Annotated in this window: 12 protein-coding genes; 8 read left to right on the top strand and 4 right to left on the bottom strand. The window is 55.7% G+C overall.

Annotated features, from left to right (window positions below):
* Positions 1-320 precede the first annotated feature (320 nt).
* The 3 genes from FYC48_RS07795 to gatC all read left to right on the top strand — a co-directional run bounded on the left by FYC48_RS07795 (position 321) and on the right by gatC (position 2712).
* A complete protein-coding gene (locus FYC48_RS07795; RefSeq protein ID WP_149496127.1) occupies positions 321-1877 on the top strand; it encodes an anthranilate synthase component I family protein in 1557 nt (518 codons plus the stop codon).
* A 247-nt stretch (positions 1878-2124) separates the two neighbouring features.
* Entirely contained in the window at positions 2125-2391 is a 267-nt protein-coding gene (gene rpmB, locus FYC48_RS07790; RefSeq protein ID WP_149496126.1) for a 50S ribosomal protein L28, read from the top strand.
* 33 nt (positions 2392-2424) lie between these two features.
* Complete coding sequence (gatC, locus tag FYC48_RS07785; protein ID WP_149496125.1) at positions 2425-2712, top strand: Asp-tRNA(Asn)/Glu-tRNA(Gln) amidotransferase subunit GatC; 288 nt, start codon at positions 2425-2427, stop codon at positions 2710-2712.
* A gap of 209 nt (positions 2713-2921) precedes the next feature.
* Here gatC and FYC48_RS07780 read toward each other — a convergent pair whose 3' ends face one another.
* The gene (locus FYC48_RS07780) at positions 2922-3791 is read right to left on the bottom strand and encodes a DUF1571 domain-containing protein (protein WP_149496124.1); all 870 of its coding nucleotides are present in this window, start codon (positions 3789-3791) and stop codon (positions 2922-2924) included.
* 407 nt (positions 3792-4198) lie between these two features.
* On the opposite strand from FYC48_RS07780, the gene hemQ reads away from it, so the two are divergent.
* The gene (gene hemQ, locus FYC48_RS07775; protein WP_200836559.1) at positions 4199-5050 is read left to right on the top strand and encodes a hydrogen peroxide-dependent heme synthase; all 852 of its coding nucleotides are present in this window, start codon (positions 4199-4201) and stop codon (positions 5048-5050) included.
* Positions 5051-5225: 175 nt separating this feature from the next.
* On the opposite strand, the gene FYC48_RS07770 is transcribed toward hemQ, so the two are convergent.
* The gene (locus tag FYC48_RS07770; RefSeq protein WP_235034137.1) at positions 5226-6131 is read right to left on the bottom strand and encodes a phosphoribosylaminoimidazolesuccinocarboxamide synthase; all 906 of its coding nucleotides are present in this window, start codon (positions 6129-6131) and stop codon (positions 5226-5228) included.
* A gap of 423 nt (positions 6132-6554) precedes the next feature.
* Between FYC48_RS07770 and FYC48_RS07765 the strand changes: the two genes are divergently transcribed.
* From FYC48_RS07765 to FYC48_RS07755, 3 genes are all read left to right on the top strand, one after another.
* Positions 6555-8051 (top strand): endo-1,4-beta-xylanase, encoded by a 1497-nt coding sequence (locus FYC48_RS07765; RefSeq protein ID WP_149496123.1) that lies wholly within the window; start codon positions 6555-6557, stop codon positions 8049-8051.
* A 98-nt stretch (positions 8052-8149) separates the two neighbouring features.
* Positions 8150-9079 (top strand): SMP-30/gluconolactonase/LRE family protein, encoded by a 930-nt coding sequence (locus FYC48_RS07760; protein WP_235034136.1) that lies wholly within the window; start codon positions 8150-8152, stop codon positions 9077-9079.
* A gap of 9 nt (positions 9080-9088) precedes the next feature.
* A complete protein-coding gene (locus FYC48_RS07755; RefSeq protein WP_149496121.1) occupies positions 9089-9994 on the top strand; it encodes a dihydrodipicolinate synthase family protein in 906 nt (301 codons plus the stop codon).
* Between the two features lie 119 nt (positions 9995-10113).
* Here FYC48_RS07755 and FYC48_RS07750 read toward each other — a convergent pair whose 3' ends face one another.
* Entirely contained in the window at positions 10114-11061 is a 948-nt protein-coding gene (locus FYC48_RS07750) for an SGNH/GDSL hydrolase family protein (RefSeq protein WP_149496120.1), read from the bottom strand.
* Positions 11062-11252: 191 nt separating this feature from the next.
* Between FYC48_RS07750 and arfB the strand changes: the two genes are divergently transcribed.
* A complete protein-coding gene (gene arfB / locus FYC48_RS07745; protein WP_350494697.1) occupies positions 11253-11666 on the top strand; it encodes an alternative ribosome rescue aminoacyl-tRNA hydrolase ArfB in 414 nt (137 codons plus the stop codon).
* A gap of 67 nt (positions 11667-11733) precedes the next feature.
* On the opposite strand, the gene uvrA is transcribed toward arfB, so the two are convergent.
* Positions 11734-18156 carry an excinuclease ABC subunit UvrA gene (gene uvrA / locus FYC48_RS07740; RefSeq protein ID WP_149496118.1) on the bottom strand — a complete coding sequence of 2141 codons (6423 nt, stop codon included), beginning with the start codon at positions 18154-18156 and terminating at the stop codon, positions 11734-11736.
* Between the last annotated feature and the right edge of the window lie 236 nt (positions 18157-18392).

Here is an 18392-nt window from a genome sequence, read left to right as displayed (position 1 = left end):
GTGCAGTCTACGAAAAGCTAAAACTTGTGTAGATACCAATGCCCAGTGGGAGAGTGAAATGACTTAAGCCGAATCTTTCGTGTTCAACTGCTTAAGTGCGAAAAGCGACGACGGAATTACTGGCGTCGCAGGTCACGTTGTCGCTGCTGGAAACTGTGTCGTTCGGCGGTTTCGCTTTTTCCTGCACTCCCCCGCTGGTGTCGATTTTTGATGACCGACCGGCTGGACTTGTGTTTGAACAACTTGAGAACATTCGAATCGCACGTCAACCTATTGGCCGAACAGTGATCGTTTCCTGAAGAAAAACTTGTGACCGGTTGATGGACTTACACGACGCCCAATCCATTCCCCTGGTGGTACCTCTCCGGGCAACGCTTGATCCGGAGGACATCTTTTGCCGGCTCGAGCCACTGGGGCGACGTGTTTGGCTTGACTCCGTTCATCGTGAAGAAAACGCATCGCCATCGGTCGAAGATGCCGGGGCTTTGCAGTCCCCGGCCGACCCCCACGGACGTTATTCGTTCTTAACGGCCGATCCGATCGTTCGACTTTCGGCGAATCCTTCCGATCCGGATCCTTGGCCGGAGCTTGCCCGACTTGCCAAGCTTTTGCCGGCTTCCAAGGTCCAATCCCTGCCACCGTTTCAAGGTGGTCTGGTTGGGATTTTGGGGTACGAATCGGCACGCTGGCTCGAGCCGATCGAATTGGCGACTTGCCACCGACAACAAATCGATGATTTACCAACACCGGCGATGTCCTTCGGCGTTTTCGACTGGGCAATCGCGATTGATCACGATCTCGAACGGCAGTGGCTGATCTGCCAAGGTTGGGACCGAGATCAGTTCGATCGAACGCACGCCGGTTCAAGCGAAGCGACGGTCGGGCGAAAGGTTGAACTCGCCAATAAACGCGCGAGCCAAGTCCTCGCCCTGCTTGACGAGCCAAGCCCGGGACTTACCGAGCCGAGCTCAGTTGAAGTTCCCGGCCGACGGCTGCCGGATGGCGAAAGCCATTGCGAGATTCGCAGCAACTTTGCCGAGGGCGAGTTCCGTTCGGCAGTCAGCTCGATCGTGGAAGGGATCGGTCGCGGTGACACTTTCCAGGTAAATCTGGCTCAGCGATTGACTGCGGAGCAGCCATGCGCAGCGGACGAGTTGTACCTTGCTCTTCGGGCCGCCAACCCGGCGCCCCAGTCTGGTTTTTACGATGGGGGGACGTTTCAGGTCCTGAGTTCTTCGCCAGAGGGATTTTTGCAGATCCGTGAACGGCGTGTCGTCACCCGGCCGATCAAGGGGACTCGACGGCGTACCGGTGATCGCAAGCTTGACCAAGCGTTGGCCGAGGAAATGCTGGCCAGTGAAAAAGAACGCGCCGAGAATATCATGATCGTCGACCTGATGCGAAACGACCTCTCTCGCGTGTGCACCGACCACAGTGTGACGGTTTCCAAATTATGCGAGCTCGAAAGCTACGAGTTCGTTCAGCACCTCGTCTCGGTCGTCGAAGCGGAGCTTTCGCAGGGCGTTAGCGTCGTTGACTGCTTGCGTGCCTGTTTCCCAGGGGGGAGCGTGACCGGGGCGCCCAAAATCGAAGCGATGAAAACGATCGCGCGTTTGGAGCCAAATCCCCGCGGGCCCTACTGTGGTTCGATGGGATACATCAGCTGCTCCGGCGACGCCGATTTCAATATTTTGATCCGCTCCATGACGGCGACCGATGAAGTCTTACAGATTCCTGTCGGAGGAGGGATCACGGCGCGGAGTCATCCTGCCGATGAAGAATCGGAGACATGGACGAAAGCTCAGGGAATGCTGCGAGCGATCGGCGCAAATTGGTCTTCGGGGTCGGCCAGATTGGTTCTTTCGCCAAAGGGCTAGGCTTTGTATAGTTTGCCGCTCTGCAGCGTTCCGCTCGGTGTCGAATTCGAGGATTCCGGTCCTCTACACTCTCGAAATGCGGGGTGCAACCGACGGAGTTTCGGTTCACATCGATCGCTGCAACCTGTTTTCACCGAACACTTTAGCGACAAGCGAATCCGGTCCAATCTGCGTCCGGATTGCTTGAGACAGACACGATTAACGATTCAGTCGAGGAGACCCATCGGATCTGATGGGGAGCGGTGCTATGGCACGTCAATGTGAAGTTTGCGGAAAGAAAGTTCAAATGGGAAACCGCGTCGAAACCCGCGGTAAGGCGAAGTACCTCGGTGGTGTCGGTACGAAAATTACCGGAATCACCCGCCGGAAGTTCGTGCCCAACTTGCAACGCGTGCATGTGACCACCGCCGAAGGCGAAAATAAGTCGATGCGAGTTTGCGTTCAGTGCATCCGCAGTGGCGCGATCCGCAAGACGGTCAAGACAAAGCCGTTTGACGTCAGCGGCGCCAAGTAAACCGCGTTGATTTGCTCACGCCTTGGATCAATCATGGCTTTGACCACCGAAGACGCGGCTAAACTGGCCCGCTTGGCCCGACTGGAGCTCCCGCAAGAGGAGCTTGAGCATCTCGCGCCGCAATTGGAAAGCATCCTCGGTTTCATCGACAAGTTGTCGGAGCTCGATACGACGGATGTCGAGCCCATGACGACGGCGCTTGACGTAAGCAATCGATGGCGAGCGGATGAATTCTCGCAAAGCCTTTCACGAGAGCAGGCACTCGCCAACGCGCCTGCATCGGACGAAGAGTGTTTCCGCGTCCCGCCGGTCTTGGGATAATTTCAATCGACAGGGTTGGGATTGGTTTCCGGATCCCTTGACGGCTTTCGATGCGGCACTTTGCCTCGCTGATTATGCGGCACTGTGCCTCTCGCTGACCGAGTCGTGATGAGTCGTAGGAGGCGACCCACGGGTGACTGGTCAGCGGTAGCGGTTCGTAGAAGAAGCGAAGTCCAGTTGTCCCGCTGAGACTTCGCTCGCTCGATGGATCAATAGAATCCGTAGGAGCTATTGTTGGGATCGAAGTCCTTGTCGGTCAGTCCGACGTTGACCTTCAGGTTGAGGTAGTTGTACTCCTCGAGTACCTCAAGTTCGCTTTGCCCCGGTTTCGGCCAGTCGTAGGCAACGTAACGGATCGGCAACTTAAGGGCTTCGTCCATGTAGACCTTGGCTTGATAGAACATCAAGTCGGGGCGCCGCGAAGGCTGTGTCACCGTGAGCAGCATGCAGGGCCGATTGTTAATTTTGATCCCGCGGCGCATATCCGCTTGAACGTCGGGCAACTGTCGCGCTTGTTCGCCACGTTCGATCAGCTTGACCAGTAAATTCTCGACCCCGATTTCGGTCATCGGGTAGCGCTGGCCTCGCATCGCAAGTGCCCCGGTCGGCGAAAGCTGAACCGTCGGCAAGAACTTGCCTTTGAATCCGCCTTCGTGGGCGATGATATTTCCGTTGTTTTGGCCTTCCACATAAATCACCTCGCGGCCTTTGACCGTCGAAGGCTTTAGGAAACTGAGGTAGACGCTTAGTGGCTGGGTAAGTTGGCCGTTGTTGACTTTGCGGCAACGGATTTTTGCCGACATGTATTCGTGCGGCCCCAACGTGTCTCCGATCCGTTCACGTTTGACCAACAAAGCGGTGTAGTCGGTCACGTTTTCCCGGCAGAGGTCCAGTGATTGCCGCGCATGCGAAAGCGCGGTGTCCAAGGTGGAAACTTTGACAGGCGCTGCCGGCGTGATGCTGGCGTTGGCGACCCGGTGAACGGGTTCGACTAAGTGTGGTGGCTTGGCGAAAGCCTGGTTGGCTGCGGCGGTGGCAGCTAGCGAGCCCGTGAGGGCTAAAAATTTGCGTCGTTGCATCCCGATTGCTTCCTTGCGTGCTCGAGAATCCGGTAATTCGACCTTGGGATTCGTATCGCCGCATCGGCCGGGGAAAGATAAGTGGTTCCAAACGCGGGCAATCATTCAGAGCAACCGCTTGCATCCCAACGAGCCCCATAATCGCGCCAAACGGGCAAGGTTTAGGGAAAACGAATCGCCTTCGTGTTTGCACTAAAACGCACGGACCCCGCTTTTAGCACGTCTGGCGGACTCTTTTCCAGATTAATCTTAAAAACGCTCAAGTCGTTTCGAGCTAGTCGGTGTTCTCGCCATCGGAACAGGCGAGGAGAGGTGGACCACACCTTGCGCCGTCGCTACGTTCGTGGGAAGATCAGGGAGATTCCCTTTCAAATTCCGGTGCTCGCTGAACGAGATAGCTATCGCAGATGTCAGGTCGTCCCAATCCCCACGCCACCCCGTTGCCCGAACCCTCGACGATTCCCGAAAAGGGCTGGCATTGCAGTCACTTTCTCTATCGATTTCGTCGAGAATCCATGCCGCATGTGTTGTCGCCGAGTTGCGTGGCAAACTTTCGTGCGGCGCTGTCACCGGCCGGCGACGTCAAGCCTGAGCGTTTGGCGTCGTACTGGATCAGTGGTCACGCGGCAGACTTTGCCGTCCTGGTGATGGATCCCGACCCGGCAAAAGTCGACGCGGTCCATCAAGCATTGATCGCGCCGCCACTGGGCCAATTTATTGAACCGGTTTGGTCATTTGTCTCGATCAGCGAAGTCAGCGAGTACGTGCCGTCGATCGAGCAGTACCGCGATCGTTTGATTCGCGAAGGTGCCACCGAGGATAGTCCCGAACTGAATGCGAAAGTAGCGGCGTACGAGCGACGGCTTCCGATGATGAACGAGCAGCGACTGCGTCCGGAGATTCCGGATTGGCCCGCCGCCTGTTTCTATCCAATGAACAAATCTCGCGTCCCCGACGCGAACTGGTTCATGGAATCGTTTAGCGATCGCAACGCGATGATGGCCGAGCACGCGCAGAGCGGTATCGCGTTCGCCGGCAAGGTGTCTCAGTTGATCACCGTCGGGGTCGGTTTAGATGACTGGGAGTGGATGGTCACGCTTTGGGGACGCAACCCAGACTACTTGAAAGATATCGTCTATAAGATGCGATTCGACAAGGCAAGCGCGAAGTATGCGGAGTTCGGTCCATTTTATGTTGGGTACCGCGCCTCGGCGGGCGAGATCCTTGAGCATTGCAAGGTTGTCGAATCGGGAGAGTAGCCGTCGCAAAGTCGGCGCGGTGGTTCTGGCCCGAGGCTAGTGCTCCGTCTAAATCGAATGTTCGGGTTCGGCTCATCAGCCGGCGGGCGTTAGCTCCGGTGATTGCACCGAAGCGGTGACTAACGCTGTGCGGTTGATCTTAAACGAGTTGGAACGAATCACTGGTGTCTACGGCTCAGGTGCTCGCCAGGCGATCGAATGCTTCTTGGTATTTGGCGGCGGTTCGTTCGACGATGATTGGTGGCAGAGATGGGGGTGGCGAGTTGCGATCCCAATCGGAGTTCATCAGCCACTCTCGGACAAATTGCTTATCGAAAGACGGTTGTGAGTGACCGGGTTCATAGGTCGCCGCGTCCCAAAAACGCGATGAATCCGGCGTGAGGACTTCGTCAATCAAGATGGGCGTATCCTCGTCGGCGACGCGGCCGAATTCGAACTTCGTATCGGCAATGATGATGCCGCATGACTTGGCGTGTTCGGCGGCTTGGCGGTAAAGCCGAAGCGTTTCGTCTCGCAAGTGCAACGCCAAGTCGCTTCCGACGTCTGCAATCATTCGACCGATGGAAACGTTTTCATCATGTCCTTCGTCGGCTTTGGTCGCAGGCGTGAAAATCGATTCGGGAAGTGCGTCGCATTGCCGAAGTCCCCCTGGCAGCCGATTACCGCAGACGGCTTGCGTTGTTTGATATTCCTTCCAGCCACTGCCTTCGAGGTACCCCCGTGCGACGCACTCAAACGGAACCACGTCGGCACGGCGGACCACCATCACGCGACCCTCAAGAGGCTGGACGTCGATCTGGTCGGCGAGTACTTGTGGAACTTCCGTTGAAAGCAGGTGATGGTTAACGTCCAGATGGTCAAACCAGAACACACTCATCTGCGTCAGCAACTTTCCTTTGTCGGGGATCCCGCATGGCAAGATGTAATCGAAAGCACTGATGCGGTCGGTGCTGACCACCAGTAGTTGATCGCCCAGTTCATAAACGTCGCGAACTTTACCGCTTCGCCTTGGAAGTGGCAGTTGGGTTTCCAGTAGCGCGCCGGAGTCATCGAATTGATAGGGTGCCGGAGTCGACATCATTGACCACGTGTATGGGGCGATCGGTGAAGAAAGGGTGAAAGTCGCATTGTTGGGGATCCTCAAAGTGTTCACAAGCGGACCATGGTCGATCTCGGCCCCCCAAAATGTCGGCAAAATGCTGGTCCTGTTGTCGGCCGGCCTACCAGTCGCGTCGCTTCCTAACTCGGGGTAAACTGGTCACCCTGAAACAAGTTCGTTTGCCCTAGGTTCCGATCGACTAGCCCGCGTCTCTTAGAGTCGCGTGGCCCCATCGTCCTTTCGCAGTTGCGAGGGGCGGGGGTCGACGCGACCGAAAAGGCATTCGGATGACCGGAGGCACGACGCTCCCAGTGAGAGTGGATCTTCCTGGACATCACATCAGCCGAGATCCGTTGGGTTTACGTCAGTCAACACGTCAAAGAGCGCCACTTCAAAACTCACACCATGGGGCAATTTCACTTCGCCGTTCCGCCAGATTCCACGCTGTTGCTGAAGCAAACGCTTTGGAAAGACGCGTACATCTGTGGCATCGAGGGCGTCCCTTGGGAGTGTAAGTTATCCAAGGACGACGGCGTCTTGACGATCAAGCGTCCCGTCGAGACATCCGGGAAACTGTATTTGACTTGCCCGACCAAAGGGCTCGGTTACAGGACGCTTTCGACGTGTACTTTGATGCCTGGCGAGCAGCGGTATCCGCTGTTTTTGGAACTCGCGCGTGGCAGTTGTTATCGGGCTCGCGTTCAATCAGATGCTTGGCAACGAGCCGGGTTGTCACTGAGTGATCGGTTTGGCGAATTGCTTCAACGCGGAACCGAACAGTTCCTTGATGCCGCCACGTTACGTGACGATTTAAGTGCTTGCTCGAAAGCTGCCTTGCAAGCGATTGCGACGTTGGAAAATGCGATCGCAGATCTCGGTGAATCGTTTGCGCTACAGTCAATCGCCTTTCGCAAACAACGCGAACCGCAGCTCGGGACACTTCTCGCTGGCAGCGTCGTGCCCCCTTCACCGACTCGGTCGCAGCATTCCTCCCGTTTTAACAAAGCATTCAACACGGCGGCGGTACGGCTGAACTGGTCGTTGATCGAAGAGGAAGCGGGACGCTTCGATTTTGAAAAATGCGATCGTACGATCCAGTGGTGCGGTGAACGCGGGATGAAGGTCCTCTGCGGTCCGCTGTTGGATTTCCGCAGCGAGATGATGCCAGCTTGGTTTTACTTGATCGAAGATAACTTTGAATCGTTCTTGTCGTCGATTACGCAGTACACCGAGCGTGTGGTCAATCGCTATCGCGGATCGGTCCACCTGTGGAATTGTGCGACCGGGTTGAATACGCCCGGGCCGATTCCATTGGACGATGAACAAGTGATGCGATTGGCGGTCGCGATTTTGCAAACCGTCCGACGTGTTGATCCAAATACGCCAGCGATCATTTCGTTCGACCAACCCTTCGGCGAATACTTGGCAAAGCACCGTGACGGAATTTCAGCGTTACATTTTGCCGATGCGATCGCGCGTAGCGGGTTGGGGATGGCGGGGATCGGGTTGGACATCCGTTTGAACTATGCCGCCGATGCGACTCTGCCCCGATCGGCACTCGATTTCGGACAAATGATCGATCGCTGGGCGACGTTGGGCATTCCGATGTTGGTGCAAATGACTATCCCGGGCGATTGCGGCAACGACGCACAGGCACGTGTCAATCGGCCGACATTGATCAACGGGGACAACAAAGCGGAGTTGGCCGCCAATCAGCTTCGCACGGCCGGTCCATTAGTTCGTACACTATTGGCTAAGCACATGGTCCATGGGATCGTCTGGGATGGTTGGGCCGATGATGAACCGCATGTTCAAGCCCACTCTGGCGTGATCGATGCCGCAGGCGACCCGCGTCCTGTCTTGGATTATTTTGAACGCCTACGCGAAGAGTTGCTGACTTAACGCTCTGCCTCGCCACGATATTCGGTTGTCACCGACGAAGCGAGTCATGAGCGATCAGCAAAGCCCACCGACAAGTCACCGGGAGAACACAGATGAAAATGACGCGATGGATATATTGCACCGCAATTTTGTTGATGGGCACGATTGGTAGTGCCCAAGATGAACCGGCGGCGGAGTCGATCGAACCGATCGGCAAAGTTGAATTGGTCCAAGACGGATACGCGTTTACGGAAGGCCCAGCCTGGGAACCGAAATCCAAGTCCTTGTTTTTTTCGGATATCCCGAACAACTCCGTCTTTCGCTTGCGTGAGGACGGATCAATTGATCGGTTCACCGATCAGAGCGGTCACACCAACGGAATCTTGATCGCCTCCGACGGAAAAATCAGGGCCTGCCAGATGGACGGCCAAGTCGTCGAATATGACATCAAGACGGGCGCGGCGACGACCCTTGCGGATAAGTTTGGCGGACGGAGATTCAATGCCCCGAACGATTTGATCGTCGACGCCAATGGTGGGATTTATTTTACCGACCCACTTTTCCGCGCACCAACACCGCTACCGCAAACCATTCAAGCGGTCTATTACATCAGCCCAGCGAGCGATGACGGTGAACCTCGCCGCGTTTCGCGCGTGACGTCTGACATCAAAGCTCCCAATGGCATCGGACTTTCACCCGATGGAAGTCGACTTTATGTTTGCCCTAGCGGACAGTCCGAGATGCTGGTCTATGAAGTGCTCGGGCCTGGAAAACTAAGCCCGGCAAAAACGTTCTGCGAACTCACTCAACCGGAAGGTAAATCCGGTACCGGGGCTGACGGAATTGCGTTGGATGTCCAAGGCAACGTCTATATCACGAGTGATCTAGGCGTTCAAATTTTCTCTCCAGCGGGAAAGCAAATCGGTTTGGTCGAGTTTCCTCAAAAACCCGCAAACGTTAGCTTTGGTGGCGACGACCGGAAGACCATGTACGTGACCGCGCGAACGGGCCTGTATCGTGTCGCAATGCCCATCGCCGGACTCCATTAATCAATCATCATGTTGAACTCAGAATTTGATGCCGCGCATTTGCGTGAAAGTGTTTTTGCCGTACCACCACTGGCTCGAAATGCTGAAGGTGAGGTTTGCTCAGAAGAGAACCGCAAAATCATTCGTTTTCTAGAAGACGGTGGTGTGCGATCGTTGCTCTACGGTGGCAACGCGCTCTTCTATCACATTCGGCTAAGTGAATTCGCGTCAACGCTTCAAATGCTTGCCGAAAACTCCGGCGACCAGACCACCGTCGTCCCTTCGATCGGTCCGGCCTATGGTCTGGCGTGTGACCAGGTCGACGTGCTTCGTGAGTACCCGTTCTCGACGGCGATGTTGTTGCCGTCGCGCGACATTGTCGATCAACATGGGTGTGCGAGTGGTGTGCGTCGATTGGCCGAACGACTCGGCAAGCCTTTGGTGTTGTATTTGAAATTCGATCAATGGCTTGACCCAAAGTTGGTCGCATCCCTCGAAAAAGATGGCGTGATTTCATGGATCAAGTACGCCGTCGTGCTCGACGATCCGTCGGATGATCCCTATTTGAAATCGCTGATCGATGTCTTTCCGACCGAACGCATGGTCAGCGGAATCGGCGAACAGCCGGCGATCGTTCACCTGCGCGATTTTGGTGTGACCGGATTTACCAGCGGCTGTGTTTGTGTTGCTCCGAAGCGAAGTATGGAGATGATGCATGCGATTCATGCCGGCGAATTCGAAACGGCCGAACAGATTCGACAATGGTTTTTGCCGCTAGAAGACCTGCGAAACGAGTACAGCCCTATTCGTGTGTTGCATCACGCGGTAGCCGAGGCGGGCATCGCCCAAACTGGGCCAATGCTTCCGCTGGTCAGCGATTTGGATGAATCAATTGTTCAGAAAATTCGTGGCGCCGTGACAGCGATGAAATCCTGAGTTCGGCTCATCGGCCGACGTGCGTTATCCCCGGTTCCTGCACCGAAACCGTGGCTAACGCCATGCGGCTAATCCTAAACTCAAAGGTTGACGAAGCACTGGCGTCGGGCCATCGTCGTTTACTCTCTTGGCTTCAGGCGTGAATGTTGGACGATCGTGTTTAGAAATGTGCGGCGAATCGCGTCATAGCCACGATCGTTTGGGTCTTCGATATTGCTGTAAAACCAGTAGTGCGGGTCTTCGCGATCATAGGTCGAACGCCAGAATTGCCGGCAATGTGAACCGTGCCCGAGAAAGGTTGCATGCAACGGGACGACAAAAACGTTGTTTCGTTCGGCAGCGACCGAACGGATCGTCTCGTTGTATCGGGCGTGGATCGCCAGCCCGTCGGGCCAGTCGGGAAGAAAGATACTCGGTGCATCGCCTACGCCATCGGTCGGATCATAGATGTCGCCGATGTAGATCTCGCATCCGACCGGAAACTTCTGGTCGATCTCTTCGAACATGGTGCGCAATCGGATCTTAAAGTTGTCAATCCATGGCGCGGCTTGTTTCAGTGTGGCACCGTACATCGCGCATTGGCGAGGAGCGCTTCGGCCGTAACTGTGAATCAGGTCGTTACCGCCTGAGGTCATTAGGACGATTCCGTAGGCTTGTTCTTCGACCGGGATTTCTTCCCGGATGATCTCAAGATGGAGGTCGGACTCCGAACCAGAAATTGCATGATTCTCATGGTCGAGGTTCGGCAGTACCGCCGAAAGACATACGCCTTGCATCGCAGGGAATTCATCCGCAGGATTCTCGAGGATACGGTTGAAAAACGTATGGCTGGGGCTCTTCGCTCCCAGTCCTGCGGTCACACTGTCACCGATTCCAAGGACCTTGACCGCGCGATCAGTCCAGACGTCCTTAAAATCTGCCGCATCGACGGCGGGACCGGCCGGACCTTCACCGATCGGACGGGCGAGCACAAGTTCGATGTAGGCGTAGGCACCGGGAATCGTGATCAAAGCGATCACTAGCAAAATGATACGTCGAACCTTCGTACGTCGAGTCTTGTCGTTCATTGCAAATGTATACAAGAAAAGAAGTCGGACGAAAGTTGCGGTGTTTTCCTTGGCCCGATCAATCGACATCCGCTTTGGCGCTTCAAACTCTCGACGCCGCCTCTATGATAAATCATCGCGATGCGTTTTGATCAAAAGAACTCACGTGAAGACTCCGGTAACGATTTCTTCGATACGCAACTATGAATGATTTGATTGTCAGTTCCTACTTAACGCTCCCTGCTGCCGAATTCACCGTCACGACGGCGCGAAGTAGCGGTCCGGGGGGGCAAAACGTGAACAAGGTAAATTCTAAGGTTATCTTGCATTGGGAATTTGAAGCGACGGAACAGATTTCCGATGAATGGAAGGATCGGTTTCGCCGCAAATTCTCGAACCGAATCAACCGTGACGGTGCCTTGGTCTTGCAGAGTGATCGCCATCGCGAGCAAATGCAAAACCTGGCGGAAGTCCGTGCAAAGCTGGTTGAAATGCTCACCGAAACCAGACGGCCGCCACGGAAACGAAAGCCGACCAAGCCAACCGCCGGAAGTCGCCGTCGCCGCAAAGAGGCGAAGATTCAACAAAGCCAAAAGAAACAACAACGCCGTCAGAAATTCGACTAGCGGTTGGTCAGACTGCTGGCCGTCGGGCCTATCTCGCCATGCATTTCAACTGGATTCGCTAGCCGCATCACTGTAGCACTTGCTTTAGAAAACGTTTGAGTGCCGGCTTGCTTGCTTGACCAAGCCGATTGATCGCCAGGGTCGTTTCACTGTGGCCATCATGGACATCGATTTTTGCGGCGACGAGTTCATCGGTCTCGAGGTTTGCGATCGATTGACGCGAGATAATTCGGACCGCATCAAGATCACGAGTTCGGATCGACAAGCAAACTTGGCCATTGTCATCAACGACATCCACTCGGTTGGAGGCCGCCATCTTAAGTCGATCGGGGCCAGCGATTTTTTCGATTTGGTCAAACAGTCGATCGGGTAACTTCAATGGCCATTCCGGTTTCCTGTTGTTTTCAAATCCTTTTGGCATCGAGTGCCATTTACGGCCGAGCACTTGCCAAACATCGTTGGATTTTCCTCGCGAGCTTACCGGCTCGGACGCCTGGCCGGACGCTTCGGATTGGGGGGGCGCAGCGGTATCAATCGGCGGTTCTTTCTCGATCGAAAGATCGGGGGCAGCATCAGAAGACGTCGCCATGGATGGTTCGTTTGGTGAAACCGGGGCGGCATGCTTCGCAGCTTCTAAGGCATCGGCGAGGAAGGGAGCTGTGACTGACACGTTCGCCCGTTTCTTTCCCTTCGCAGTTGCGGCGAGTTGTTCGGGTGTACCTTCGAAGACGATCTGTCCGCCCGATACGCCCGCCCCCGGCCCCATGTCGACCACCCAGTCGGCGCATTTGATGACGTCCAAGTTGTGCTCGATCACCACACAAGTATTGCCTCGATCAACCAGACGCTGCATGACATCGAGTAGTTTCGCGATGTCATCGAAGTGTAATCCGGTCGTCGGCTCATCTAACAGATACAGAGTTCGGCCGGTGCCCGGTCGTGCTAGCTCGGCGGCAAGTTTCACGCGCTGCGCTTCACCACCGGACAATGTCGGGGCAGATTGTCCGAGAGTCACATAGTCGAGGCCGACATCGCAGAGGGTTTGCAGGACACGAACGATCCGAGGCTCGGACGCGAATAGTTCTACCGCTTCGCCACAAGGCATCTCCAAGACATCGGCAATCGACTTCCCGTGGTACTTGATCGCCAAGACATCATCATTGTACCGACGCGCATTACATTCCTCGCATGGAACCCATACGTCGGGCAGGAAGTGCATCTCAATCCGACGCTGCCCGCTACCCTCGCAAGTTTCGCAGCGTCCTCCGCTGACGTTAAAGCTAAACGTTCGGACGGTGAATCGCTGTTCGGCCGCTTCGGGAATCGAAGCGAACAGCCCACGGATCACATCGAAGACGCCGGTGTAGGTTGCTGGGTTACTGCTCGGCGTATTTCCAATCGGCGATTGGTCGACTCGGATGATTTTATCGATGTGCCGGATTCCTTCGAGGCGGTCGTACCGTCCCGGTTTTTCGCGGGTGCGGTGCAATCGTTTCGCAAGAATCGGATACAACGTGCCTTCGATCAGCGTGCTTTTACCGCTTCCACTAGGCCCAGTGACCGCAGTCATGACGCCGAGCGGAATCTTTAGATCGACGTCGTGCAAATTATGTTCTGACGCACCGTACAGACTTAAGAAATTAACCATCGGTTCGCCGCCCTTGGAATAGACAGGACGTCGTGAAGGGGGGACGGCGATCTGTTTGGTGCCTTGGAGATAGCCACCGGTCACAGATTGTTCGGCAGGAACCAGCGCCTGCGGATCTCCCGAGGCAACGATGCGACCGCCGTGACGCCCGGCGCGGGGGCCAAAGTCACACAAGTAGTCACTGCCGGCGATGACGTCTCGATCGTGTTCGACGACGAGCAACGTGTTGCCAAGGTCTCGCAAGCGATGCAGTGCCGACAACAATCGCAAGTTATCGCGGGGGTGCAATCCAATCGTCGGTTCGTCGAGCACATACAAGACACCGCAAAGGCCACTGCCAAGTTGCGCGGCAAGGCGAATCCGCTGGGCTTCGCCTCCGGAAAGCGTCGCGGCTCCCCGATGCAGCGTTAAGTAATCGAGTCCGACATCGAGCAGAAAACGAACCCGCGAGCTGACTTCGCGGACCAGCTCGCCGGCGATTTTCTTTTCGCGTCGGTCGAGTTTCCAGGTTTTGACCGCCACATCCAAACGTTCCAGTGGCATGTGCACCAAGTCGGCGATCGTCAAACCGCGGAATCGACAAGCGGCCGATTCTTCGCGCAGTCGTGAGCCATGACACGCACTGCAATCAATTTCATCGACAAACTGTTCCAACCGTCCGCGCAGGCCAGGCGTCAGTCGCGAGGCTTCTTCGAGCGCCGGATAGAAACCTTTGAATTGATAACGGAACAAGCGTTCGTTGGAAGTCGAATCAGGATCTGAATCGCGTTCGGTGACTTCGATCCAACGTTTACCCAACCCGTGGAAGAGAATGCGTTTCTGCGTCGCAGTCAGTTCATCATAGGGGACATCGATTGGGACGCCGGTTTGGCGTGAAAGTGCGCGAAGCAGCCACAACGACATCGATTCATCGACATCGGGCCATAAGTAGGCGACACCTTCGGCAAGCGACTGGCGTGGCGACCCGAGCAGTGCGGCGGGGTTCGTGCCACGTTGTTTCCCTAAACCTTCGCACTGCGTGCACCAACCGACCGAACTGTTGAAGGAAAAGTGATGTGGCGTCAGCGTGGGAAACGATCGGCCGCACTGACTGCACACCAAGTGTTGACTGTGTGTGATCGTGTCCCAGTGTTTTTCATCGCGTTCGGGATCAGCAACGGCGATCGAGATGACTCCCAGCCCAAGCGACAGCCCTTGTTCGATACTGTCACTGATTCGTGATCGCTCGTCGGGATTGATGACGACGCGGTCGACGACCACTTCCACGGTTTGCCGGCGACGTGGGTCAAGTGCGGGCGCATCTTCGAGAGACATCGTTTGGCCATCGATTCTGACGCGTGCATAGCCTTGGCTGCGAAGAGATTGCCATGTGTCTTTGGACGCTTCCCCGGCGACGACTTCGATCGGCGCCAAGATCAAGCCACGCGTACCTTCGGGCATCGCCAAGATTTTTTCGGTGATCTCGTCCGGTGTCTGAGTTCCGACTTCGACGTCACAGTCGGGGCAATAGCGAGTTCCCAAGCGTGCCATCAGGATACGAAGGTAATCGTAGACTTCGGTGACCGTCCCGACGGTGCTGCGGGGCGAATGACCGAGGTTCTTTTGCTCGAGGGCGACCGCAGGTGAAAGGCCATCAATCCGTTCCACCTTGGGCTTTTGAACTTGGCCGATAAACTGCCTCGCGTACGAGGACAGCGATTCGACGTAGCGCCGTTGACCTTCGGCATAAATTGTATCCATCGCCATCGAGCTTTTGCCGCTACCGCTCGGGCCACAGAAAACGGTCATGGCATCGCGCGGAATCTCTACGTCGACGGACTTGAGGTTGTGTTGGTCGGCGGCGTGAACAACCAGATGCGTTTTGGCTTGTTCGTTTGGCGGGGCAAGTTCGACGGTCGCTTTACCGCTGCCGCGTTTTTTGCGTTTCTTTGCCGGGCGAATGCCTAGGGTTTTGGCAAGCGACGCGCCGGTATGACTTTCGCTACACTCGGCGACCTCTTGTGGCCGTCCGGCGATGATGACTTTTCCGCCGCCTTCGCCACCTTCTGGGCCGAGATCGATTACATGGTCGGAGGTTTTGATGACGTCCAAGTTGTGTTCGACGATGACCACGGTGTTACCGCGATCGGCCAGCCCGTGGATGACTTTTAACAGCAGTTCGATATCGGCGAAGTGCAGTCCCGTCGTCGGTTCGTCAAGCACATACAGCGTCCGACCTGTTTCTTTCTTGCTGAGCTCACGAGAGAGTTTGATGCGTTGTGCTTCGCCGCCGGACAACGTCGGCGAAGGCTGGCCGAGCTTGAGATATTCCAAGCCGACGTCGACCAACGTTTGCAATTTTTCTGCGATCTTAGGAACGTTCTTAAACAGCTTTAACGCTTCGGCGATGTCCATTTCCAGGACGTCAGCGATCGAAGCACCTTTGAATTCGACCGACAGTGTTTCGCGGTTGTATCGCCGCCCGGCGCAGATCGGACAGGTGACCCAGATGTCGGCCAAGAAGTCCATTTCAAGCTTGGTGGCGCCGTTCCCGTCACAGGCGGCACAGCGTCCGCCGTCGACATTGAAACTGAAACGGCTTGCCGTGTAGCCACGAGTTTTGGCTTCCGGCATCTTCGCGTACAGGTTTCTGATTTCGTCAAAGACTTTGACATAGGTTGCGGGGTTGCTGCGTGGGGTCCGCCCGATCGGTGATTGGTCGATCGCGATCGTCTTATCGAGATGCTCCAGCCCGCTGATCGAATCGTGTTCTCCGACTTCGGCTTCGGCGCCATTGAGCGCGTTCCGAAGCGCGGGTTCAAGGATCCCACCGATCAGCGAACTTTTACCGCTTCCGGAGACCCCGGTCACACAGGTCACTGTTTGCAGCGGGATGCTGACATCAACGTTTTTTAAGTTGTGGAACGTTGCCCCGTGGATCGTCAGTTGTTGCTCATGGTCGGTCGGGCGTAGTCGTGTCGGGACCGCGATCGATTTCTTTCCCGATAAGTACTTGCCTGTTTCACTGCGTGGTTTATCGCCCAATTCATCGGCGGACCCCATGCCGACGATCTTCCCGCCGCGAACACCTGGGCCGGGGCCAAAATCGATGATCCGGTCTGAAGCACGCATCGTATCTTCGTCATGCTCGACAACAATCAGCGTGTTGCCGGCGTCGCGCAAGCGGACCAATGTTTCGATTAGGCGATCGTTGTCGCGGGCGTGTAATCCGATCGACGGTTCGTCCAGGATGTACAGCACACCGACCAATCCGCTTCCAATCTGTCCGGCAAGTCGGATTCGTTGCGATTCGCCACCGGAGAGCGTCGGCGCGGTTCGGGAGAGCGTCAGATAATTCAGTCCGACTCCTAGAAGGAAACCGATCCGCGTTCGGATCTCCTTCAAAGCTTCGGCGGCGATTTTCGTGTCCGTCTCTGTCAGTTCCAAATCGGTAAAGAACTCGTAGAGCCGATCGATCGAAAGATCACACAGGTCTGGGAGCGATCGTTCCGGGCGATCAGCGAACGACTTGCTTTTGGTTGTGATCGTGGTCGCACTGGCCTGACGATTTAATCGTTGCCCATGGCAGTCGACACAATCGATCGTGTCCATGAACTTTTCCAGATGCCGAAGCTGCATCTTGTTGTTTGTCGTCCGGTAACGGTCGAGCAACTCGGGGATAAAGCCATTGAAAGACCCGCTGTACTTTCGGCTACGCTTTCCGCCACGCCAAGTCAATTCGTAAGTCGAATCGCTTCCCCATAGCCACAACTTTCGAGCTTCGGGAGACAGCTCACGCCACTTGGTTTGAAGCATGCTTCCCGGTTCCAATTCCAACGCCTTGTCCATCGCATCGGCAAAGCCTTTGTAGATGTGACGTCGGTATCGTCCGATGTCACCCCACTTTCCGAGTAGCGTGATCGCTCCGTGACGAATTGACTTGCTGTCGTCGGGAATGATTTGCTCGGGGATGAATGTGTAAAGATGCCCCAACCCGTCGCAGGATTCACACATTCCCTGTGGGTTATTAAACGAGAACAGTTGCGGCGTAGGCGGTCGAAAACTGTCGCCGCACGAAGGGCACGAGTAGCGTGAGGAGTAAAGGAGATCCTGCTTGGGTGGTGCCGCCGAATCTGAATTGATTTCCGACAGCGAAACGATCACGGAGGCATCGCCCAATCGAAGCGTTTGGGTAACGGCTTCTTGAATCCGACCGCGATCTCGCTGATCGGCCCCGATGCGATCGACGACCACTTCGACATCATGACGACGCGTTCGGTCAAGCGGCGGCGGGTCCGACAAGCGAATTGTTTCTCCATCCACTCGGGCTCGTGTGAATCCTTGTTTACGGAGATCTTCGAAGAGGTCTTTGAACTCACCCTTTTTGGCTCGAACCAAAGGAGCCAGGATCCAAACATCGGTTTCAGGATCGCAATCGATAATCCGCGAGGTGATCGCATCGGCCGGCTGGGCCGCAATTTCGACGTCACACTTCGGGCACTTTGGTGTGCCGACGCGTGCGAACAGTACACGCAAAAAGTCGTAGATCTCTGTAATCGTTCCGACGGTCGACCGCGGATTGTTGCCGGTCGATTTCTGTGCGATCGAAATCGACGGGCTGAGTCCACTGACCAAGTCCACGTCAGGTTTGGGCATCTGCCCCATAAACTGACGTGCGTAATTGGACAGCGATTCGACGTACCGCCGTTGACCTTCTGCATAAAGCGTGTCGAAAGCCAGCGACGACTTTCCGCTTCCAGAGACTCCGGAGAAACAAATCAGCTCGCCGCGAGGAAGCGTCAGATTGACGTTTCGAAGGTTGTGTTCGCGGGCACCTTTGACCTTGATTTCGGTCGTCGACATGCGGTCTTTATCGGAGATTTTTGGGTTGCAACAGTCCTTTTGCTCCAGTCTACCGGGCCTGGAAGCGTTCAGTCAGCCCACACCGATGGTGACGGGCGGGGCCGCCGACCGATAGGGGACGAGTGTTGGGCGTCATAACCTGCCCGCCCGAACGGTCATTCAGATGTCGAATCGTCGAAAGTTGCGGCGGGCAAGCAAATCATGGAATATTTTGAGGTCTGTCCAGAAGTCACTCG

Source organism: Roseiconus lacunae, assembly GCF_008312935.1.
In the GTDB taxonomy this organism is placed as follows: domain Bacteria; phylum Planctomycetota; class Planctomycetia; order Pirellulales; family Pirellulaceae; genus Stieleria; species Stieleria lacunae.
The sequence above is the reverse complement of the archived record's forward strand: the minus strand, read 5'-3'. Positions and strand labels throughout refer to the sequence as shown.